The following is a 20,185-nucleotide window of genomic DNA, read 5'->3' as shown; positions in this document are numbered from 1 at the left end:
TCGGATGCTCCCGGTAATACTCAACAGGCAGGGCACTTACGACTATCCGTTCGCGATGAATCTAACTCGCCCGCCGACACTCCGCAACATTTGAGCAAACATTCAGTCACGGCAGTTGAACCACACACCTCAGCGACGGCGGCGACGCCGGTCGGGCGACGAATTCCGGCCAGCATCCCCAGACACGGCAGGCCAACAGGCACAACAGAATTGCGTCTACCTGCGGCATTCGAATTACCTATTGCCTCATCCGTCTGAGACGGTATCGTACTAGTAGTACCGCATACTGACGGTACCGAGCTCAATGAGGTGCGAGATGACCGAGCAGAGTGTGCGAACCAAGGAACGCGCGGGCAGCGCATATCCGAGAGCGCGGCGAATCAGATTCCGCTTCGGCGAGCCGGTGCCCATGTCGAAGTACTACGCGGGCGGCGACATGGTGTTCAGCCACTTCATCGCCGGGCTTTCCGCGGGATTCCCGCCGGGCGAGGAGTCGTTCATCCGCTCGGTGCGCCGATTCGCCGACGAGATCACCGATCCGGTGCTCAAGAAACGAGTCGCCGGGTTCATCGGCCAAGAGGCGATGCACGGCCAGGAACACCGGCGGCTCAACGAGAAGCTGATCGAGATGGGCTACCCCATCGAGTGGCTGGACGCGCCGGCCGCCATCGAACGGCAGAAGCGCCTCGAACAGCGCATCCCGGCACGGTTGCACCTGGCCGCCACCGCGGCGGCCGAGCACTACACGGCGGTGCTGGCCGAACGCGTGCTGTCCAGTCCTGAGATCCAGGCCCTCGCCGGCGACGACGAAGTGCGAAACCTCTTGAACTGGCACGCTTTCGAGGAGCTGGAGCACAAGTCGGTGGCCTTCGATGTGTACCGCGCGGTCGGTGGCACGGAGACCATGCGCATCCTCACCATGGCGACGCTGGTGGCGCTCACCCTCCCGCTCACGGCCGTCGGCCTGAGCGTATCGCTCGGCCGGGATCCGGACGCGCGGCGTTATCCGTTGAGCCTGGCCAGAGAGGCCTTCACGCTGTTCCGCGGGCCGGTCTTCCGTGGCATCGGCCGCGAACTGGTGCTGTATCTGCGGCCCGGCTTCCATCCCGACGACATAGATTCGCGAGAGTTGTTGCACCGCTGGCAGAAAGAACTCTTCGGCACCGACGGCACCCTCGTCGGCCACCTCAAGTAGCCGTATCGAACCCCGGAATCAATGGAGATTCAGATGACTTCCAGCGTGCAGCACACCGGCGCGGGCAGCTACCCGAAGGTGCGGCGGATGAAATTCCGCTTCGGCCAGCCGGAACCGATGACCAAGTACTACGCGGGCGACGACATCGTGCTCAGCCATCTGGTGGCACTGCTCTCGGCCGTCTTCCCGCCCGGCGAGGAATCGTTCATCCGATCGGTGCGCCGATTCGCCGACCAGATCACCGATCCGGTGCTCAAGAAACGAGTCGCCGCCTTCATCGGCCAAGAGGCGGTGCACGGCCAGCAGCACGGCAAGTTGAACGAGCAGCTGTTCGCGCTCGGCTATCCCCTGCAACAGGTGGTGAGCCGACAGCACCGCCTCGTCCAGCAGGCCGAGCGGCTGGCACCGCCCGCCGCCCACCTCGCCGTCACGGCCGCCGCCGAGCACTACACCGCGGTACTGGCGGCGCGGGTGCTCTCCAGTAGCGAAATCCAGTCCCTCGCAGGTGATCCCGAGGTGCGTAATCTGCTCAACTGGCACGCCCTCGAAGAGCTGGAACACAAGTCGGTGGCCTTCGACGTCTATCGCGCGGTCGACGGCCCGGAGTGGCTGCGGATCGCCGTCATGTCGGTGCTGTACGCCTTCACGATCCCGGTGGTCGGGCTGGGAGTGCTCGCCTCGATCGTCGCCGATCCCGCCGCATGGCGGCCGGTCACCGTCGCCCGGCAGACCTATCGGCTGGCGCGCGGGCCGATCGTGCGCGGTCTGCTCAGCGAGATCCAGGTGTATCTGAAGCCGGGTTTCCACCCGGACGATGTCGACACCGCCGCCTTGCTGCGGCAGTGGCAGAACGAATTGTTCGGCGCCCAAGGCGCGCTCGTGGATCGCGTCCGATGAGCGCGGTGCAGCCCGACTACGAAGTGATCGTGGTCGGCGCGGGGTTCGGCGGCATCGGCGCTGCCATTGCCCTGCAACGCAGAGGTATTCACGACTTCGTCATCGTGGACAAGTGGGATCGGGTCGGCGGAACCTGGCACGCCAACACCTATCCCGGTGTCGCCGTCGATATTCCGTCGTTCATCTACAGCTTCTCCTACGAGCAGCGGGGCGACTGGTCGCGAATCTTCGCGCCGGGCACCGAGTTGCGCGACTACGCCGAGAGCATGGTCGACAAGTACGGGCTCCGGCCGAAGCTGCGGCTGAACACCACGATCGTCTCTGCGGTGTTCGACGCCGAGGACAGCGTCTGGTTGCTCGGCACCGACGGCGGCCGCACGCTCACCGCCCGCTACGTCGTGATGGCGATCGGCGGGCTGGAACGCCCGAAGATGCCCGACATTCCGGGCCTGCACGACTTCGGCGGCACCCTGATGCACACGGCGCTGTGGGACGATGATGTCGCGCTGACGGGCAAGCGGGTCGCGGTGATCGGCACCGGCGCGACCGCGCTGCAACTGGTGCCCGCGATCGTCGACGAGGTGGCGCACCTGAGCGTCTTCCAGCGGACACCGATCTGGGTGTTCCCGAAAACCGATGCGGCGGTGGGCCGGATCGGGCGCGCGGTGCTCGAACGACCGTGGGTGCGTTCCGGTATCCGCCTGGTCGGCACCGTCGCCACCGAGATCGGCATGGGCGGCATGGTGGCCGGCCCGGCCTGGCTGTCCGACGCGGGCCGGCGACTGGCGGAGATTCCCGCACGGCGGTGGATGCGCGGCCAGGTGCACGATCCGGTACTGCGCGAGAAGCTGATTCCGGCCTACGGATTGGGCTGCAAGCGGCCGTCGATGTCGAACGACTACCTGTCGACGTTCAATCGATCGGATGTCAGCCTGGTCACCGAGCCGATCGGGTTCGTCGGCGAGCGCGGGATCACCACCGAGGACGGGGTCGACCACCCGGTCGACGTGCTGATCTGCGCCACGGGATTCAAACTGTGGGAGAAAGATTCGATACCGCCCTTCCCAGTAACCGGCCGCGACGGTCTCGATCTGGGTGAGTTCTGGGACCGGCATCGATTCCAGGCGTACCACGGTGTTTCGGTGCCGGGGTTCCCGAATATGTTCACCATCACCGGACCCTACGGTTTCGTGCTCGGCTCCTATATCTGGATGATCGAGGCCACCGCCGCGCACCTGAGCCGGGCCATCGCCGAAACCAAACGCCGCGGCGCGACCGAGTGCGAGATCAGCAGGCAGGCGCACGACGAGTACTTCGCCAAATGCCTACGCCGACAGCAGAAGAACTTTCTCTTCACTGACGTCTGCACGGGATCGAACACCTACTACATCAACAGCCACGGGGATTCACCGTTCCGGCCGTCCACCCACGGCGAGATGTACTGGCAGAACCGGCATTTCGATCTCGACGACTACCACTATCGGAACACCGTTCCCGCACCGCGGACCGGCGCGATCCTCGAGGAATCCGTATGAAGCTCACCAACATCGAGCCGAACCTGGTGGTGGTGACCGGTGCGGGCAGCGGCATCGGCCGGGCCATCGCCCTCCGATTCGCCAGGGCGGGCGCGCATGTCGTGGTCTCCGACCTCGACCTGGATTCGGCCCTGGCGACCGAGGCGATGATCCACGCACGCGGCCGGCGGGCCTCCGCCGCCCGTCTCGACGTCACCGATCCGGTCGCGTGGGCGGCGTTCGCCCGGGACGTGCTCGCCGACCACGGTGTGCCGGATGTCCTGGTCAACAATGCGGGCATGCTGGTCAGCGGTGCGTTCGTGGACCTCTCGCCTGCGGATTGGGATCGCCAGCTCAGCGTGAACCTGCTCGGGGTGGTGCACGGCTGCCGCGTCTTCGGGCAGCAGATGATCGACAACCGTAAGCGCGGGCACATCGTGAATATCGCGTCGGCGGCCGCGTTCACGCCGACGCCGGTGATGTCGGCGTATTCGGTGTCCAAGGCCGGGGTGAAGATGCTCACCGAGTGTCTACGACTCGAGTTCGGGCCCAAAGGCATCGGAGTCAGCGCGATCTGTCCCGGCGTGATCAACACCAACATCGGCGAGCACGCCGTCACCGTGGGAGTGGATCAGGACCTCATCGAGCGTGGCAAGGAACTGACGCGGCGGGTACAGGACGCGGCCGCGAAACTGCCGTTCGCACCGCTGAGTCCGGATCTGGTCGCGCGGGCAGCGCAACGGGCGGTGCGCTATGACCTCGCCGTGGTGCCGGTGCGCGCCGAGGCCTGGCTGGGGTATTTCATGCTGCGCATCGCGCCAGGGGTGAATCGGCGGTTGACGCAACCGTTGGATGTGCAACGGCTCGAACGGATCGGGCGGCGCGTGCTCCGGCTGATCGATCCGGTCGCGGCAACGCCGGCCGCCCAGCCGCTTTCACCGCCGCTCGAGGTGTCGAGGTAGCACGATGAACGCGGACAACGGCGTGCGCGGACATGTTTTGAAGGTCGGCGCGGTCGTCGAGGAGACGGCCGACGCCCGCACCCTGATCTTCGAGGTACCCGACGAGCTCAGCGAACGCTTCCGCTACCGTCCCGGCCAGTTCCTCACCCTGCGGGTGCCCAGCGAGCGCACCGGCTCGGTGGCGCGGTGCTACTCGTTGTGCACCAGCCCGCACTGTGACGACCGGATCGCGGTGACCGTCAAGCGGATCGCGGGCGGCTATGCCTCGAACCTGCTCTGCGACACCGTCGCCGTGGGTGACCTGATCACGGTGCTGGAGCCGTCCGGCTCGTTCGGACCGCGTGATCTGGATACCGATGTGCTGCTGTGCGCGGCGGGCAGCGGCATCACACCGGTCATGTCGATCATCAAATCCATGCTGGTCGGCGGTAGCGGGAATATTGTTGTGCTGTATGCCAATCGGGATCGGCAGTCGATGATCTTCGCCGACGCGCTCGATGAGTTGGCGAGCCGCTACCCCGATCGTTTACGCGTGCTGCACTGGCTGGAATCGGAGCGCGGGCTACCCACCTCGAAGGAGGTTGCCGAACTCGTACGGCCGTACTCGGATCATGAGTGGTTTCGTTGCGGGCCTGCGGGATTCATGACCGTGGTCGGCACCGCGGCCCAGGCCTTGCGTGTGCCGGCGACTCGTATACACACCGAGGAGTACCGGTCCTTGCAGTCAAATCCGTTCGATGAACCTCACCGCAACAGCGAAACACTGCCCGCCGCAACAGATGCCGCCATTGCCGAAGTGGAGATCGACGGCACGACCCACGTCCTCAACTGGCCCAAGCAGACTCCCCTGCTGGATGTGCTGCTGGCCAACGGGATCGACGCGCCCTACGTCTGCCGCGAATCCGCCTGCGGCACCTGTGTCTGCTCGGTGAAGCAAGGCCGCACCCGAATGCGGCAGTGCGAGGCACTCATCGATGACGAGATCGCGCTCGGCCTGACCCTCGCTTGCCAAACCCTCCCGGAGTCACCCCGGGTCCACATCGCCTTCGACCAATAGCCGGGGCGATTCACTCCGGCAGGAACGCGAGGTGAGCCGGCTTGTCCACGTCGATGGACAGGTTGTTGAGTTCGGCGACACCGTCGAGCATGCCGCGGGCGATGGTGCTCACGTGCTCGGTGAACCGCTCGGTCGACATCACCTCTGTCCTGGCCCGATTCGCGCCGAGCCACCAGTCGGTCGCCGAGCCCACCGCGCCGAAGATCGCGTAGGCGGTGAGCTCCAGACTGCCGGTATCGACGTCCTGCCCGACCAGCCGTTCCTCGATCAGCTGCGCCGCCACCAACGCCGAACGCTGGGCCACCTCGATGGCCCGTTCCGGCTGCTCGGCCTGCTGCGCCATCCGGCTGTGCACCAGAAACCGGAACACGTCGGGCTGTTCCTCCACCACCGCGACGTACTCGGCGATCGCGGTGCGCAGCAGTTCGGCCACCGAATCGGTGGTCAGGCTGATCTTCGCGAGCACGCGCTCCCACAGCAGGCTCTGCACTCGCTCGAGAATCGCCAGATACAGATCGGTCTTGTCCGCGAAATGCCGATACAGCTTGGGTTTGGCACAACCCGCGGCCCGCGCGATGTCATCCATGCTCACGTCGGGCCCGTGCTCGGCCAAAGCGCGGAACGCGGCATCCACGAACTCGCCGCGCACCTGCTCCCGATGCGCACGCCACCGTTCGGTCCTGGCGTCCAGGCGCGGCGCGGCGGGCGAGCTACTACCGGCGGCCGTCATGCCAGTCATGATATTGAATGCCGAGCTCGGCCACGCCGCACGGGCGGTCAGCGCAGCCAGCCCTTTCGTTTGATGTACGCCAGCGGGATCACCGCGGCCACCAGGGTCATGCAGGTGGTGGCGACGAAGCCGTGCTGCCATTCCAGTTCGGGCATCCAGGTGAAATTCATGCCGTAGAAGGTGGCGATGAGGGTGGGCGGCAGGAAGACCGCGGTGATGATGGTGAACACCTTGACGATCTGATTCTGTTTGACGTCGAGCCAGGTCATCACCGACTGTTGCAGGTAGCGGACCTTGTCGTGTTCGAAGCCCGCGTGCTGTTTCACCCCGTCGATGTCGGCGATCAGGATGGCGAGCAGGCTCTCCAGTTCGGCGCTGTGCACGGTGCTGTCGGCCATCAGATGCCTTGCGGCACGCGCTAATTGGAGCTGGGTCTCCTGCGTGCGCGAGACGATCTCCTCGGCGGCGTTCATCCGCGACATGGTGCCGCGCATGTCGGCCACGCCGATCTCGCGGCCGCGCTGGTCGTAGCCGTTGGTGGCCATCTCGATCTCGTCGTTCATCGCCTCCAGCGCGTCGCTGGCGTAGTAGATGACCCGCTCGGACGCCTCGTTCAGCGCCCACAGCAGCGCGTACATCACGCCGTGCGCGGAGCCGGTGAGGGCGGGGTTGCGGCGCATCTTCGCGATCGCCTTGTCGAACGGCACGAAGTGCTCGTCCGGTTGCAGCGTCACCAGGAATTCGGAACCGAGTGCGAAGACGATCGTTTCGCGTTCGATGGCGTCGCCGCGTTTGTAGTTGGCGACGACCGGCAGGTACAGGAAATTGTCGGTCTCCCAGACCCGGTTCCGCGCGGCGGCGAAGTCGACGCCGAGCCGCTCGCGCAGGACGGCGGCGGTGTCGGTGTCGCCCGCCGCCAGCGGAATCCAATGTTGTTGCAGGACTTCGGTGTCGAACCGGTCGGCGGGCACGGCGCTACTCAGGGCAGGCATCGCTACCGACCGTAGGACGAGTGGGCGGGTGAACCCGACGAGGAACCGACCGGCCCCTGCGGGTGGGCGTAGTGCATGGTCAGCAGCCCCGCACTGATCAGCAGGTAGAGGCCGATGGTGAACCAGATCGACTGCCGCTCCAGATTCGGTGCGCGGTGCGCTGTTTCGGCCTTCTTGAACATGATCGCCATGGCGGAACTCCCCTACTTCGTTGTGTCTGGTTCTGGCAGTGCCCGCCTCCCTCGCGGGTCGAATGTCCGTGCGCGAGCCGATCGAGCCGCGCCCGGATATCGGCGCGCGCCCTTGCACATTCGCGCTGGTAAGCGCCGTGTGCGACCCCCGCGCTCGTACCTGCCAGCGTTGTAGACGACTCGCGTTGACAAGCGGTCCGTCGGGGACGGTCGCGCCGACTGGACAGGCTGACGCCGGATGCGCCGACCCGTCGGGTCGAAAAGATCGAGAAATGGTGCCGCGTCAGGCGACCGGCCGCTCAGCACGGCCACGGATCGCGCGGGCAGATCAACGACGAACCGGCACAACCCGTTTCGTTAGGGAGAACCGGCCAGAGACGTCGATACTGTCAACCGGCATCAGCCGCTCACCCCGCTTCGTTGGTTGTTCATTTACGCGGACTCGCGCACTCATTATTAGAAACCCGCTGCCCCACATCCGTCAATCAGTTGCGCAAGTATTCCACTCCGTGCCACGCTACCGACAGGTTGGAGGCGGACGTGACCGAGCACGGCGAGCCGGGTCCCATCCCGGCGGCTCAACTACATGACGCGGCAGCGGTTTTCGGCATGCTCGCGGCCACCGCCCGGCTGCAGATCCTCTGGTTGCTCAGCCAAGGCGAACGCGACGTCGGCACGCTGGCCACCGAGATCGGCCAAACCGTGCCCGCGGTGAGTCAGCATCTCGCCAAACTCAAACTGACCGGTCTGGTGCGTATGCGCAAAGAGGGCCGGCGCAATGTCTATACGATCGCCGATCCCGGCATCGCCGATATCGTCCGCCTCGCCTTCCGGCACCACCGGCTGCACGGCGGCCGATTGCCGGACGGCGTCGACTGAGACCAAGATCGCCGCTGCTCAGGTCGCATTTCTACAGACCGGTCGGTACCGTGGCCTGGTCTGACTCCTTTGATGATCCAGAAAGGGAGCGGTGATGACTCCGTTCTCTGCCCGTAATGCCGGATTCGCCGTGCTCGCCCTGGCCGGATTGGTGACGGGATGCAGCAGCACCCCGGACGCCGCCCCTGCGGCGCCCGCCAGTCCGTTCGCCGACTGCGCGCCGGTGACCACCCAGCAGATCAGCGACGCCGTCCATGCCGACAGCCTGACCGCCCACCGCAGCGCGCAGGCCTGCTTCTGGGAGGCGCAGGTCGGTGACGGCGATGCGGGTATCAGCTTCACCTTCTCCGCGCAGGACTCGCTCCAGCAGCTGTGGGACCGCGCCAGAGCCGGCGGCTTCCGGACCGAGCACATGGTGATCACCAAGCACGCCCTCGGCACGGTCACCGCGACCGCGTTCTACGTGCGAAACCCGCACGATCCCGGCGACTGCGCGGTCGTCGCCGCGTCCAACGGCGCCATCACCTGGCGGGTCCAGACCCGTTCGCGCACAACATCACTCGACCCGTGCGCGGCTGCCTTGCAGCTGGCCACGCTGATGGTCGACCTCTCCCCCTAGAACAGGAAATAGCGCTGAGCCATCGGGAGTTCGGTGGCGGGCTGCTCGGTCCAGACCTCGCCGTCGATGCGCACGGTGAACGTGTCCGGGTCGACCTCGATGCGCGGCATGGCGTCGTTGTGCGGCATGTCGGTCTTCTTGCGATCACGAACGTTCTTGACCGGAGCCAGCTTTCGGTTGATGCGCAGCCGGTCGGCCAGGCCGTCGTCGATCGCCTGCTCGGAGACGAAGTGCAGGGAGGTCGCGGCCGCGACGAGCGGGGCGGCACCGAACATGGGCCGCGGCAGCACCGGCTGCGGGGTCGGGATGGAGGCGTTGGCATCGCCCATCGCGGCCCAGGCGATGGCACCGCCCTTGAGCACCGCGTGCGGGCGGACACCGAAGAAGGCGGGCTCCCACAGCACCAGGTCCGCGAGCTTGCCGACCTCCACCGACCCGATCTCGTGGTCGAGACCGTGCGCAACGGCTGGGCAGATGGTGTATTTGGCGATGTACCGCTGCACTCGGGCGTTGTCGGCGGCGCCGTCACCGGGCAGCGCGCCACGGCGGCGCTTCATCACGTGCGCGGTCTGCCAGGTGCGCATGACCACCTCGCCGATGCGGCCCATGGCCTGGGAATCGCTGCCGATCATCGAGATCGCGCCGAGGTCGTGCAGCAGGTCCTCGGCCGCGATGGTGGACGGGCGAATCCGGCTCTCCGCGAACGCCAGGTCTTCCGGGATGGACGCGCTCAGGTGATGGCACACCATCAGCATGTCGAGATGCTCGTCGAGGGTGTTCACCGTGTGCGGGCGGGTGGGATTGGTCGAACTCGGCAGCACGTTGAGATGCGCTGCGACAGTGATGATGTCGGGCGCGTGGCCGCCGCCCGCGCCCTCGGTGTGATAGGCGTGGATGCCGCGGCCCGCGATGGCGCCGAGGGTGTCCTCGACGAAACCGGCCTCGTTCAACGTGTCCGAGTGCAGGGCCACCTGGACGCCCGCCGCGTCGGCGACGGTGAGGCAGGCGTCGATCGCGGCCGGGGTGGAGCCCCAGTCCTCGTGCAGCTTGAAACCTGCTGCGCCGCCACGCAACTGCTCCCACATGGCGTCGGCGCTGACCGTATTGCCCTTGCCGAGCAGCACGATGTTCAGCGGCCAGCCGTCGGTGGCCTCCAGCATCCTGGCCAGATGCCAGGAACCGGGCGTGACGGTGGTCGCCTTGCTGCCCTCGGCCGGGCCGGTGCCGCCGCCGATCAGCGTGGTGATGCCGCCGCCGAGCGCCTCGTCCATCAGCTGCGGACAGATGAAGTGCACGTGGCAGTCGATGGCGCCCGCGGTGAGGATGCGGCCGTTACCCGCGATGATCTCGGTGGACGGGCCGACGACCAGGTCGGGGTGTACGCCGTCCATGGTGTCGGGGTTGCCCGCCTTGCCGATGCCGCAGATGCGGCCGTCCCGAATACCGATGTCGGCCTTGATGATGCCCCAGTGGTCGATGATCACCGCGCCGGTGATCACCGTGTCCGGAGCACCGTCGGCGCGCGTCGCGCGGGACTGGCCCATGGATTCGCGCAGCACCTTGCCGCCGCCGAAGACGGCTTCGTCGCCCGCGAGTCCCGGTCCGCCGCTGCGGTCTTCGGTGATCTCGACGAAAAGATCGGTGTCGGCCAGCCGAATTCGGTCGCCGGTGGTCGGCCCGAACAGCTCCGCATACCGTGCGCGGCTCAACTCGCTCATCGTGCCCTCTCGGAGTCGGCGCACACTTTTTGGTTTCCCGCACCGGACATCGCATGCGATTTCGTATGCGGGAAATCAGAAGTCGTGCGGCTGCGCTTGCTCACTGCGGATCGTCCAGGTGGCCGGGGGCTGGGAAGGTGATGCCGTGGACCTCGCGGGTGCCGCCGATGGGGACCAGCGAAACACGTTGGCCCAGGCCGGGTTCGAAACGGACGGCGGTTCCGGCCGGGATGTCGAGCCGGTAGCCGTGCGCGGCTTCGCGGTCGAACCGCAGCGCGGCATTGGACTGCGGGAAATGCACGTGGCTGCCTACCTGGACCGGCCGGTCGCCGGTATTCACCACGTCGAGTTCGATCCGGACGGCACCGGCGTTCAGCTCGATAGTGCCCTCGGCACAGCGGTATTCACCGGGAATCATGCCGCGCGCACCCGCCCGTCGGCTTCGCGTCGTTGTCTCATGCGGCGCTCCTAGCCGATCGGATGGTGGACGGTGACCAGCTTGGTGCCGTCGGGGAAGGTGGCCTCGACCTGGACGTCGTGGATCATCTCCGGCACGCCCTCCATCACGTCGGCGCGGGTGAGAACCGTTCGCCCCGAAGACATCAGCTCGGCCACCGAGCGACCGTCCCTGGCGCCTTCGAGCACGTGGTCGCTGATCAGCGCGACGGCTTCGGGGTGGTTGAGCTTGAGCCCGCGCGCCTGCCTGCGCCGCGCCAGCTCGGCCGCGTAGCTCAACAGCAGCCGTTCCTGCTCGTGCGGCGACAGTCGCATTCGGGGTTCCTCACCGGGTCGGGGGTGGTCGGGGTGACGGTCATTCTGGCACGCCCGTCCCGGCGGTGCGGGACGAGCGCCTGGTCAGTCCCTGGCAGGCAGGTTCTGCAGCCGGACTTGGCCGCGCGCGACCACCCGCTCCTGCTCGTCGGTGATCACCACCTGCCACAGCTGCTGCAACCGGCCGCGATGGACCGGGGTCGCCTCGCCGTAGAGGGTGCCGTCGCGGACCGCGCGCAGGAAATCGGTGTTGTTGTTCACCCCGACGACGGCGCCCTTGCCGCCGTACCAGATCCCGCCTGCGACACTGGCGAGTGTCTCGATGACGGTGCAGTAGACGCCGCCGTTCTGGATGCCCGCGGGCTGGTACAGGTGCGGTTTGACGGTCCACTCGCCGCGCACCCGGTCCGGGCTCAGCTCGGTGTATTGCAGGCCGATCAGGTCGCTGAACGTGCCTTCGCTGGCCTCGGTCATCTGCTCCGGCGTGATGGTCGCAAGCCAGTCCGCCGCCGGCTTCTCCTGATCTGTCATGTGGTCCACTTTTGCACAGCGGTTTGCACCGATTACCGCTGGCTCACCCGCCCGCCAGCGTGACCGGTCGTCCGTTCAGCGGCTGGGTGGGGCGGTTGCTGTGCGGGAACAATGCCCGGAACCGATCCACGCCTGCGGTGGCGACCGGCACCGGGTGTTCGAGCACGGTCCACGAGACGCCCTCGCTGCACGGTGGCGTGGTGAGCGAGCCTTGGTAGCGGAACTGGTCGAGGTCCGCGGGCAGCAGTGCGCGCAAGTCGGTCGGGGTTTCGATGATCGTCTCGGTGTCCACCGTTGTCGGTGCGGTCGAAAGGATTTCGTCGAACGGCGAGGGCTCGGCCACCTCCGCCAACAAGACCCCGAGTACCGCGAGCTTGCCCGCACTGCTCTTGTGCACCAGGTGCAATTCCATGGCGGTGCCGCCGCCGTCGACGGTGTGTTCGCTCGGCAGGTGGAAGTGGAACTGCGTGAGCTCGTACGCCACTCCCCCGGCGACGAGGCGATTTCCGTTGCCCGCCTGCAGGTTCGCCTGCACGGTATGTCCGTTGTCGACCAGCCGCAGCGTCGGCACCGAGCCGTAGTCGAGGGTGATGTGCTCGGCCGGGTCGAGCCGGGTATGGCTCGGCAGATCGATGGGCGACTGTTCGTGGCCGCTCTTACAAGTGAGGTAGTCGTAGTCCAAATCGGCCGAGTGGTCGGGACCTTCGGCGTCGTAGTCCCAGTGCGATGCGGCATGCGCGGCCGCGCCGACCGGAACGTGACTGCGCGATTTCGGCTCATCGCCACAGGCGGCGAGCAATAGAGCCGTCGCGGCCGAGGCCGCGGCGACGGAACGGAAACGGGATGGTTCGGCGAGCACCCGGCACACTCCTCGGTACAGGATGAGCGACGGCGAGAACGTTTGCCGGGCAAGGCAAACGGGCGTCGGCGACTCGGCAGCGGTGCGGCGGCGGTCGCACCGAAGGTCGGCGACACGGCATCGCACAGCTCGGCCACGCGGCGGTTTCCGACCCGCCGTGCTGTCCGAAATGCGACGAATCACCCAGTGGTTCAGGGGATTTCGCTTCCGTGTCGGCGTCACAGTAGACCCGCGAAATCGCGGCACGCCAGGGAACGGAAAAGCGAGATAGGTCACACCTGGACAAAGCGAAGGGCTCCACCCCTAGGGGTGGAGCCCTTCGCGGCAATGGATCGGGGGTCACCGCAGCCCTCGGGACTCTCGACCAATCCTTACGCCGGTTATGACTATAGGTCAGGCTTACCTAACTTAGCAAGGCCGTCGCGCGTCGAACCGGTAATCCGCGCTGTTCCAAGGCCGCCAAGAGCCCTTGACCGCGCCGCGTGCCCACCACGGCGTCGGTGCCGGCCAGATCCGGCACGTACGTCGAGGCGCCCGCGATGGATTCACCGACCAGCAGCCAGAATCGGCGCGCGCTCAGCCCGGAGTAGCGGGCCATGCTCGACTGGATCAGCGTCAGCGACGGCTCGCAGCGATGCGCGAGCCAGACATACATCGCGCCCTCGCACGGCAGGCTCACCACACCCGGCTCCTCGCCCAGCGGGTCGCCGTCGAGCACGCGAATGGTGGTGTCGCCCAGCCCGGCCCAGTCGATGCCGCCGTCGTTGTCGGTGTGGATCCACAGGTTCTCCAGGCCCGGATCCCAGGCCCGGCCCTCGGCCACCAGCAGCGCGATCACCCGGCCGACCACCGCGTGGATCAGCGCGGTCGCCACCACCTCGGCCGCGACATCGGCGCGGATCATCTCCGCGGCGTGCCTGCGATACATGCGTTCGATGCGACCTTCGCGCACCCCGTCGGCGAGCCGCCACCATCGGCGCTTGCCCTGCTCGACCATCGCCGCCACCGCATACACACGCGGATGCTCAGGCTGCAGCGCGCGCAGCCTGTCACACGTGCGATCGAACGCCAGGTACGTATGGCGCGGCGGGCAGGTGGTCATGAGCTCGGGCATTGAACCTCCTCGAGGATTGGCCGTAGCGGTGCGTACCGCAAGATAGGTTAGGCTTACCAGACCAACCAGTACTCTGCTACCACGAATCTCAGGAGTAGTTCGTCACCGTGACCACGCTCGGCAACACACGGCGGCGTCGCCTGACCGGCCTGCTCATCCTGACCGCACTGCTCCTGCTCGCCGTGGTTGCCAGCATCGCGATCGGCACCAGGTCGCTGGCGCCGGGCACCGTCTACGACGCCCTGCACAACGCGCTCACCTGTCCTGGTGGACCGTTCAGTTGCCCGGCCGGTTCCACCGCCGAGGAAATCGTACGTGGACTTCGGCTACCTCGCACGGCGCTGGCGCTGGTCACCGGACTCGCCCTCGGCATGGCGGGCGCGCTGATCCAGGGCTACACACGCAACCCACTCGCCGACGCCGGACTGCTCGGGCTCAACGCCGGCGCGGCATTTCTCGCGGCGCTGAGCATCTACCTGTTCGCGTTCACCGCGCCGGAGCAGTACATCTGGTTCGCCTTCGCCGGAGCGCTGATCGCCGGGGTGGTGGTGTTCAGCGCCTCGGCCATCGGCGGCGGCAAGGCGAGCCCGTTGAGCCTGGTGCTGGCCGGCGCGGCAGTCACCGCATTTTTGCAGGCGATGACCAATGCCATTGTGCTGCTTGATCCCGCGGCGCTGGACACCTACCGATTCTGGGTCGTCGGCACGGTCGCGGGCCGCGACGCCTCGGTGTTATGGCAGGTACTGCCATTCCTGGCCCTCGGTTTGCTCCTCGCCCTCATCGCCTCCCCCGGCCTGAATCTGCTCAGTCTCGGCGACGACGTGGCGCGCGGACTCGGGGTGAACATCGGCCGCAGTCGTGCGCTCGGACTCGCCGCGATCGTGCTGCTGTCCGGCGCATCGACCGCGGCGGTCGGCCCGATCGCATTCCTCGGGCTCGTGGTGCCGCACCTGGCCCGGGTGATCACCGGGCCGGACTACCGCTGGCTCGTCCCGTACTCCGGATTGTTCGGCGCACTGCTGCTGCTGATCGCCGACATCGTCGGACGCGTCGTGGCCAAACCGGGAGAGCTGCAGGTGGGCGTGATGCTGGCCGCGGTCGGTGCGCCGTTCTTCATCGCGTTCGTCCGGCGTCGGAAGTTGGTGAGCCTGTGACACTGTCGCTGAAGACCGCGAGCTCACGGCCGGCGCTGCGGGTCGGGCCCGCCTCGGTGGTGTTGCGTCCGGTGATGGTGCTCGTCGTCCTGGCGCTGGTCGCGCTGCTGGTGCTGTGCTTCTGCCTGGACATCGCCACCGGCGACTCGCACATCCCGCTCGGCCGAGTGATCGACGTGCTGACCGGCGGCGGAACCCGAGCCCAGCGGTTCATCGTGCTCGACTCCCGGCTGCCGCGGGCGCTCACCGCGCTGGTCGTCGGGACCGCCCTCGGACTCGCGGGGGCGATCACCCAGTCCATCCTGCACAACCCGCTCGCCGCGCCGGACATGCTCGGCATCACTACCGGCGCCAGCCTCGGCGCCGTCGCGGTGGTGGTCGGCGGGGGTGGCACCGGGCTGCTCGCGACGTTCGGCGCGCCGCTGGCCGCCTTGGCCGGCGGTCTGCTCACCGCCGTGGCGATCTATCTCTTGGCTTGGGGCCGCAGTCCGACCGGTGACCGGGGCGTGACGGGTTTGCGCCTGGTCCTGATCGGCGTCGGCATGAACGCCTTGCTGCTGGCCGGCATCAGCTGGTTGCTCACCCGCGCCACACTGCAAGACGCCCAGCGAGCCCAGTTGTGGCTCAACGGATCTCTGAACAACGCCGATCGATCCGGTTTGCTGCCAGCGACATTGGCGCTGGCCGTGGTGGTGGTCGTCGCGCTCGGCTCGGCCCGCACCTTGGCCGCGCTGCGGCTCGGCGCCGACACCACCCGGTCGCTGGGTGTTCGCATCCAAACCCAGCAGGCCATCCTGATCGGCGCGGCGGTGGTCGGCGCCTCGGTGGCGACCGCGGCCGTCGGGCCGGTGAGTTTCGTCGCGCTGTCCGCGCCGCAGATCGCGCGGCGGCTGCTGCGCACCCCAGGCGAACCGCTGATCGGGTCGGCGCTCACCGGTGCCATCCTGGTGGTCGGCGCGGATGTCGCGTCGCGCTCGCTCTTCCCGGCCGACCTGCCGGTGGGCATCGTGACCGCGGCCTTCGGCGGACCGTTCCTACTCTACCTGCTCGTGCGAATGAATCGGAAGGCGACGCTGTCATGACCACAGACGCTGCGACCACCGCGGAATCGGCGCCAACCCGGCTCGCCGCCGACGACGTCACGCTCGCCTACGGCGATCGGGTGATCATCGACGGGCTGACCCTCGACATCGCGCCCGGCGTGATCACCACGGTGATCGGGCCCAACGGCTGCGGCAAATCCACCCTGCTGCGCTCGCTCGGCCGGTTGCTCCGCCCGCAACAGGGCCGAGTGTTGTTGGACGGCAAGGCCATTTCGACGATGAAGACCAAAGATGTGGCCCGGGTGATCGGCATGCTGCCGCAGTCGCCGGTCGCGCCGGAGGGGCTGACCGTCGCCGATCTCGTGGCGCGCGGGCGTCATCCGCATCAGTCGTGGTTCCAGCAGTGGTCGGCCGCCGACGAGGACGAGGTGATGACCGCGCTCGCGCAGACCGGCATCGCCGAGCTGGCCGACCGCGCGCTCGACGAGCTTTCCGGCGGCCAACGCCAGCGGGCCTGGATCTCCATGGCGCTGGCGCAGGGCACCGACATCCTGCTGCTCGACGAGCCGACCACCTACCTCGACCTCGCGCACGCGGTGGACGTGCTCGACCTGGTCGATCGGTTGCACGCCGAGCTCGGCCGCACCGTGGTGATGGTGTTGCACGACCTGAATCTGGCGATCCGCTACAGCGATGAGCTGATCGTGATGCGCGAAGGTCGCATCGTCGCGCAGGGCAAGCCCGCCGACATCATCGACGTCGCTTTGCTGCGCGAGGTTTTCGACCTCGACGCCTCGGTGCTGGAGGATCCGGTGTCCGGCCGGCCGATGGTTGTGCCGATCGGAACGCGCCACGTTCTCGGCAAGGCAGGCGGGCCCGTCATGCCCGAATCCACCGCCGTATGACAAATACCACACCAGCTATTCCATAGTTACGACACCCTGTAGTACGCATGCGCGTCGTTGAGTCCGTAAAATTGTGGAATGGCAGGACTTGGTGAACTCGAGAAAGCGGTCATGGACCAGTTGTGGTCGACCGATGAACCGCAGACAGTCCGGCAGGTGCACGAGGCATTGGCCGCACGCCGCGAGCTCGCGTACACCACGGTGATGACGGTGCTGCAACGACTCGCGAAGAAGAACCTCGTGGTCCAGCAGCGCGACGACCGTGCTCATCGTTACGCGCCCGTGCACAGCAGGGACGAATTGGTCGCCAGCCTCATGGTGGACGCACTACAACAGGCCGACGCCGCGGGCAGCCGCGCCGCCGCGCTGGTGCACTTCGTGGAACAGGTCGGAAAGGATGAGGCTGCCGCACTTCGCGAAGCACTCGCTAAGCTCGAAGCGAACGAGGACACACCGCCCCCGCAGTAGACTCCTCGCGACCTTGCCCCCAACGCAGTGAGCTGAGTCGATGAACGCAACCGCGCCGGTATTCGCCGGACTCGCATTGCTTCTCGCGGGGCCTGCCCCGGCCTTGCTCAGCCGGGCGACCTGGACATACCGGACGCCCCGCGCCGCGCTCGTGCTCTGGCAGGCCATCGCGCTCGCCGCCGTGCTCAGCGCGTTCGGCTCCGGTTTGGCCATCGCCGCCGAACTGCTGGTGCCCGGACCCGACGGCAGGCCGACCACCGCACCCACCCGCGAGATCGACGCGCTCGGGTTACCGCTGTGGCTGGCCTACGTTTTCGTGTTCGCGCTGACACTGCTGGTCGGCGCGCGGCTCTGTTACGCGATCGTCCGGGTTGGGGTGCACACGCGGCGCAGGCGGGCCAGGCACCGGATGCTGGTCGACCTGCTCGATCAGAGCGGTCCGCGCCGCCGCGCCTCCGATATCCGAGTGCTCGCCGCGACCGAACCGATCGCCTACTGCCTGCCCGGTCTCCGCCAGCGCGTGGTGATCAGCGAAGGCACCCTGACCAACCTGGACGACGCGGAGATCACCGCGATCGTCAGCCACGAACGCTCACACCTGCGCGCCAGGCACGACCTGGTGCTCGAGGCGTTCACCGCTGTGCACGAAGCGTTTCCGCGATTCGTCCGAAGCAAGGCCGCGCTCGGCTCGGTGAAACTGCTCATCGAACTGCTCGCCGACGACTCCGCGGTGAAGGTGACCGGCCCGAAGCCGCTGGCGCGCGCGCTCGTCGCCTGCTCGAAGTCCACCGCGCCGCAGGGTGCGCTCGCCGCGGGCGGGCCGACCACCCTGATTCGCATCCAGCGCCTCACCGGGCGGATCGGTGACGTTCGGGTCGCCACCGCCGCCTACCTCGGCTCGGCCGCCATCCTCGTCGTGCCGACCATGGCCGTCGCGGTGCCCTGGCTGGTGGAGCTCGAACGCCTGTTCCGTGGTTAGCGGATCGTAGGACGTATCCTGGACACTTGGCCTGCTACTCGGTCGGCCGCATCGTCTTTTCGCGCTGCTGTTCTCCCGTAGCGCGCACCGCCCCACCTGCAACGCGTTTTCCGAGCACGAGCGCGTCCTACGAAAGGCACACAGCACCCGTGACCCCCTCGACACCCGTCGCCGCGGCGCCCACCGTGACCTTCATGGACCTGGGGCTGCCCGCCGTGCTCGTGCAGGCACTGCGCAACGACGGCATCGAGGCACCGTTTCCGATCCAAGCCGCGACGGTGCCGGATGCGTTGGCGGGCAAGGATGTGCTCGGCCGCGGCCCGACCGGGTCCGGTAAGACGCTCGCGTTCGGTCTGCCCATGCTGGCCCGGCTGGCCAGCGGGTCGACCAAGCCGGGGCGGCCGCGCGGACTGGTGCTGGTGCCCACCCGTGAACTGGCCGCGCAGATCGAACGGGCACTGGACGGACCCGCGCTCGCGATGGGCTTGCGGGTCGCGTCGGTGGTCGGTGGCGCGCCGATCCGGCGGCAGGCCGAGCGGCTCGCGCGCGGCGTCGATCTGCTCATCGCCACACCCGGGCGACTCTCCGATCTGATCGCGCAGGGTTCGGCAGGGCTGTCCGATGTGCGGATCACCGCGCTGGACGAGGCCGATCACATGGCCGACATGGGGTTCCTGCCGCAGGTCACCAAACTGCTCGACCAGACACCGAAAGATGGTCAGCGGCTGCTGTTCTCGGCCACGCTGGACGGCGAGGTGGACAAGCTGGTCAAGCGTTACCTGCGCTCCCCCGTCACCCACTCCACCGCGCCCGCGTCCGCGTCGGTCACCACCATGACGCACCACCTGCTCTTCGTGCGCGACAAGCTCGCCAAGCGGTCCGTGGCCGCCGAGATCGCCGCGCGCGACGGGCTCACCATCATGTTCGTGCGCACCAAGCACGGTGCGGACCGGCTGGCCAAGCAGTTGCGTGGGGCCGGCGTCGCGGCAGGCGCGTTGCACGGCGGTAAGGCGCAGAACAACCGGACGCGCACGCTGGCGGCGTTCGCGGACGGGTCGATTCCGGTGCTGGTCACCACCGACGTCGCGGCGCGAGGAATCCACGTCGACAACATTTCGCTTGTGGTGCACGTCGATCCGCCCGCGGAGTCCAAGGCGTATCTGCATCGCGCCGGGCGGACCGCGCGGGCGGGTGAGGACGGGGTGGTCGTCACGCTGGTGATGGACGAGGAACGGCGCGAGGTCGAGGCTATGTCGCGCAAGGCCGGCGTTGAAATCGTGGGCATCGATGTTCGGCCCGGCGATCGTCGGCTGATCGAGATCACCGGGGCACGGCAGCCCTCGGGCGTTCCGGTCGCCGCACCTGCACCTCCCAAGCAGCCTGTGGCGGAGAGTAATTCGGGGACCGGTCGGCGACGCTCCGGAGCCGGGCGGCGGTCGGGTGAGACGCGCGGCGGGGGCGCGCCGGTGCGGGCCGAGCATGCGGCGGCCGATCGGCGCAAGGATGGTTCGGCGAAAGGGTCGTCGCGCGATCAAGGTTCGAAGGGACGGTCCGGGGCGGGTGCCTCGGGCGGGCGCGCTGCGGGTTCATCGAGTGGCACCGGGTCG

The 20,185-nt window shown here is 67.5% G+C and carries 22 protein-coding genes; 13 read left to right on the top strand and 9 right to left on the bottom strand.

Annotation, left to right across the window (positions count from 1 at the left end; genetic code table 11):
* Nucleotides 1-316 precede the first annotated feature (316 nt).
* From DBO33_RS20410 to DBO33_RS20390, 5 genes are read left to right on the top strand one after another with little or no spacing between them, the layout of a single operon-like run.
* A complete protein-coding gene (locus DBO33_RS20410) occupies nt 317-1,195 on the top strand; it encodes a metal-dependent hydrolase (RefSeq protein WP_107656475.1) in 879 nt (292 codons plus the stop codon).
* A 33-nt stretch (nt 1,196-1,228) separates the two neighbouring features.
* Complete coding sequence (locus DBO33_RS20405) at nt 1,229-2,092, top strand: metal-dependent hydrolase (protein WP_107660435.1); 864 nt, start codon at nt 1,229-1,231, stop codon at nt 2,090-2,092.
* Nucleotides 2,089-3,627: a flavin-containing monooxygenase gene (locus DBO33_RS20400; RefSeq protein ID WP_107656474.1), complete on the top strand. Its 1,539-nt coding sequence runs from the start codon at nt 2,089-2,091 to the stop codon at nt 3,625-3,627. The genes DBO33_RS20405 and DBO33_RS20400 overlap by 4 nt, the downstream gene beginning before the upstream one ends.
* Complete coding sequence (locus tag DBO33_RS20395) at nt 3,624-4,568, top strand: SDR family NAD(P)-dependent oxidoreductase (RefSeq protein ID WP_107656473.1); 945 nt, start codon at nt 3,624-3,626, stop codon at nt 4,566-4,568. Before DBO33_RS20400 ends, DBO33_RS20395 begins: the two co-directional genes overlap by 4 nt.
* Before the next feature lie 4 nt (nt 4,569-4,572).
* On the top strand, nt 4,573-5,625 hold the full coding sequence (locus DBO33_RS20390; protein ID WP_107656472.1) for a ferredoxin--NADP reductase: 1,053 nt from the start codon (nt 4,573-4,575) through the stop codon (nt 5,623-5,625).
* Between the two features lie 10 nt (nt 5,626-5,635).
* On the opposite strand, the gene DBO33_RS20385 is transcribed toward DBO33_RS20390, so the two are convergent.
* The 3 genes from DBO33_RS20385 to DBO33_RS20375 are packed head-to-tail and all read right to left on the bottom strand — an operon-like array spanning nt 5,636 to nt 7,538.
* Complete coding sequence (locus DBO33_RS20385) at nt 5,636-6,355, bottom strand: TetR/AcrR family transcriptional regulator (protein WP_107656471.1); 720 nt, start codon at nt 6,353-6,355, stop codon at nt 5,636-5,638.
* A 47-nt stretch (nt 6,356-6,402) separates the two neighbouring features.
* Complete coding sequence (locus tag DBO33_RS20380; protein WP_107656470.1) at nt 6,403-7,347, bottom strand: magnesium transporter CorA family protein; 945 nt, start codon at nt 7,345-7,347, stop codon at nt 6,403-6,405.
* Nucleotides 7,348-7,349: 2 nt separating this feature from the next.
* Nucleotides 7,350-7,538: a hypothetical protein gene (locus DBO33_RS20375; protein WP_107656469.1), complete on the bottom strand. Its 189-nt coding sequence runs from the start codon at nt 7,536-7,538 to the stop codon at nt 7,350-7,352.
* A gap of 540 nt (nt 7,539-8,078) precedes the next feature.
* On the opposite strand from DBO33_RS20375, the gene DBO33_RS20370 reads away from it, so the two are divergent.
* A complete protein-coding gene (locus DBO33_RS20370; protein WP_234390940.1) occupies nt 8,079-8,417 on the top strand; it encodes an ArsR/SmtB family transcription factor in 339 nt (112 codons plus the stop codon).
* A gap of 94 nt (nt 8,418-8,511) precedes the next feature.
* On the top strand, nt 8,512-9,036 hold the full coding sequence (locus tag DBO33_RS20365; protein ID WP_107656468.1) for a DUF3558 family protein: 525 nt from the start codon (nt 8,512-8,514) through the stop codon (nt 9,034-9,036).
* On the opposite strand, the gene DBO33_RS20360 is transcribed toward DBO33_RS20365, so the two are convergent.
* From DBO33_RS20360 to DBO33_RS20335, 6 genes are all read right to left on the bottom strand, one after another.
* Nucleotides 9,033-10,754, bottom strand: coding sequence for an urease subunit alpha (locus DBO33_RS20360; RefSeq protein WP_107656467.1), 1,722 nt, complete (start codon nt 10,752-10,754; stop codon nt 9,033-9,035). The two genes, DBO33_RS20365 and DBO33_RS20360, sit on opposite strands and share 4 nt — an antisense overlap.
* A gap of 100 nt (nt 10,755-10,854) precedes the next feature.
* Nucleotides 10,855-11,172: an urease subunit beta gene (locus tag DBO33_RS20355; protein WP_107656466.1), complete on the bottom strand. Its 318-nt coding sequence runs from the start codon at nt 11,170-11,172 to the stop codon at nt 10,855-10,857.
* A gap of 50 nt (nt 11,173-11,222) precedes the next feature.
* Entirely contained in the window at nt 11,223-11,525 is a 303-nt protein-coding gene (locus DBO33_RS20350; protein ID WP_107656465.1) for an urease subunit gamma, read from the bottom strand.
* A gap of 84 nt (nt 11,526-11,609) precedes the next feature.
* Nucleotides 11,610-11,999: a PaaI family thioesterase gene (locus tag DBO33_RS20345; RefSeq protein ID WP_407670622.1), complete on the bottom strand. Its 390-nt coding sequence runs from the start codon at nt 11,997-11,999 to the stop codon at nt 11,610-11,612.
* 100 nt (nt 12,000-12,099) lie between these two features.
* Nucleotides 12,100-12,915, bottom strand: coding sequence for a carbonic anhydrase (locus tag DBO33_RS20340; RefSeq protein WP_107656463.1), 816 nt, complete (start codon nt 12,913-12,915; stop codon nt 12,100-12,102).
* Between the two features lie 403 nt (nt 12,916-13,318).
* A complete protein-coding gene (locus DBO33_RS20335) occupies nt 13,319-14,029 on the bottom strand; it encodes a hypothetical protein (protein WP_107656462.1) in 711 nt (236 codons plus the stop codon).
* A 107-nt stretch (nt 14,030-14,136) separates the two neighbouring features.
* Here DBO33_RS20335 and DBO33_RS20330 point away from each other — a divergent pair, with 107 nt between their 5' ends.
* From DBO33_RS20330 to DBO33_RS20305, 6 genes are all read left to right on the top strand, one after another.
* On the top strand, nt 14,137-15,183 hold the full coding sequence (locus DBO33_RS20330) for a FecCD family ABC transporter permease (protein WP_107656461.1): 1,047 nt from the start codon (nt 14,137-14,139) through the stop codon (nt 15,181-15,183).
* The gene (locus DBO33_RS20325) at nt 15,180-16,265 is read left to right on the top strand and encodes a FecCD family ABC transporter permease (RefSeq protein WP_107656460.1); all 1,086 of its coding nucleotides are present in this window, start codon (nt 15,180-15,182) and stop codon (nt 16,263-16,265) included. Before DBO33_RS20330 ends, DBO33_RS20325 begins: the two co-directional genes overlap by 4 nt.
* On the top strand, nt 16,262-17,131 hold the full coding sequence (locus DBO33_RS20320) for an ABC transporter ATP-binding protein (protein WP_107656459.1): 870 nt from the start codon (nt 16,262-16,264) through the stop codon (nt 17,129-17,131). The genes DBO33_RS20325 and DBO33_RS20320 overlap by 4 nt, the downstream gene beginning before the upstream one ends.
* 78 nt (nt 17,132-17,209) lie before the next feature.
* On the top strand, nt 17,210-17,599 hold the full coding sequence (locus tag DBO33_RS20315; protein WP_107656458.1) for a BlaI/MecI/CopY family transcriptional regulator: 390 nt from the start codon (nt 17,210-17,212) through the stop codon (nt 17,597-17,599).
* Between the two features lie 40 nt (nt 17,600-17,639).
* Nucleotides 17,640-18,578: a M56 family metallopeptidase gene (locus tag DBO33_RS20310; protein ID WP_107656457.1), complete on the top strand. Its 939-nt coding sequence runs from the start codon at nt 17,640-17,642 to the stop codon at nt 18,576-18,578.
* 194 nt (nt 18,579-18,772) lie between these two features.
* On the top strand, nt 18,773-20,185 hold a 1,413-nt coding region (locus DBO33_RS20305; protein WP_234391377.1), incomplete at its 3' end, for a DEAD/DEAH box helicase.

This window comes from Nocardia suismassiliense (assembly GCF_900269665.1).
Taxonomy (GTDB): domain Bacteria; phylum Actinomycetota; class Actinomycetes; order Mycobacteriales; family Mycobacteriaceae; genus Nocardia; species Nocardia suismassiliense.
Note: the sequence above shows the minus strand (reverse complement) of the source record. Positions and strands in the feature narration are given on the sequence as shown.

What these genes read in the sequence shown, in the direction of transcription:
- DBO33_RS20410 (WP_107656475.1), top strand. Translation starts at nt 317, where the DNA reads ATGACCGAGCAGAGTGTGCGAACCAAGGAACGCGCGGGCAGCGCATAT.
- DBO33_RS20405 (WP_107660435.1), top strand. Translation starts at nt 1,229, where the DNA reads ATGACTTCCAGCGTGCAGCACACCGGCGCGGGCAGCTACCCGAAGGTG.
- DBO33_RS20400 (WP_107656474.1), top strand. Translation starts at nt 2,089, where the DNA reads ATGAGCGCGGTGCAGCCCGACTACGAAGTGATCGTGGTCGGCGCGGGG.
- DBO33_RS20395 (WP_107656473.1), top strand. Translation starts at nt 3,624, where the DNA reads ATGAAGCTCACCAACATCGAGCCGAACCTGGTGGTGGTGACCGGTGCG.
- DBO33_RS20390 (WP_107656472.1), top strand. Translation starts at nt 4,573, where the DNA reads ATGAACGCGGACAACGGCGTGCGCGGACATGTTTTGAAGGTCGGCGCG.
- DBO33_RS20385 (WP_107656471.1), bottom strand. Translation starts at nt 6,355, where the DNA reads ATGACGGCCGCCGGTAGTAGCTCGCCCGCCGCGCCGCGCCTGGACGCC.
- DBO33_RS20380 (WP_107656470.1), bottom strand. Translation starts at nt 7,347, where the DNA reads ATGCCTGCCCTGAGTAGCGCCGTGCCCGCCGACCGGTTCGACACCGAA.
- DBO33_RS20375 (WP_107656469.1), bottom strand. Translation starts at nt 7,538, where the DNA reads ATGGCGATCATGTTCAAGAAGGCCGAAACAGCGCACCGCGCACCGAAT.
- DBO33_RS20365 (WP_107656468.1), top strand. Translation starts at nt 8,512, where the DNA reads ATGACTCCGTTCTCTGCCCGTAATGCCGGATTCGCCGTGCTCGCCCTG.
- DBO33_RS20360 (WP_107656467.1), bottom strand. Translation starts at nt 10,754, where the DNA reads ATGAGCGAGTTGAGCCGCGCACGGTATGCGGAGCTGTTCGGGCCGACC.
- DBO33_RS20355 (WP_107656466.1), bottom strand. Translation starts at nt 11,172, where the DNA reads ATGATTCCCGGTGAATACCGCTGTGCCGAGGGCACTATCGAGCTGAAC.
- DBO33_RS20350 (WP_107656465.1), bottom strand. Translation starts at nt 11,525, where the DNA reads ATGCGACTGTCGCCGCACGAGCAGGAACGGCTGCTGTTGAGCTACGCG.
- DBO33_RS20345 (WP_407670622.1), bottom strand. Translation starts at nt 11,999, where the DNA reads ATGACCGAGGCCAGCGAAGGCACGTTCAGCGACCTGATCGGCCTGCAA.
- DBO33_RS20335 (WP_107656462.1), bottom strand. Translation starts at nt 14,029, where the DNA reads ATGCCCGAGCTCATGACCACCTGCCCGCCGCGCCATACGTACCTGGCG.
- DBO33_RS20320 (WP_107656459.1), top strand. Translation starts at nt 16,262, where the DNA reads ATGACCACAGACGCTGCGACCACCGCGGAATCGGCGCCAACCCGGCTC.
- DBO33_RS20315 (WP_107656458.1), top strand. Translation starts at nt 17,210, where the DNA reads ATGGCAGGACTTGGTGAACTCGAGAAAGCGGTCATGGACCAGTTGTGG.
- DBO33_RS20310 (WP_107656457.1), top strand. Translation starts at nt 17,640, where the DNA reads ATGAACGCAACCGCGCCGGTATTCGCCGGACTCGCATTGCTTCTCGCG.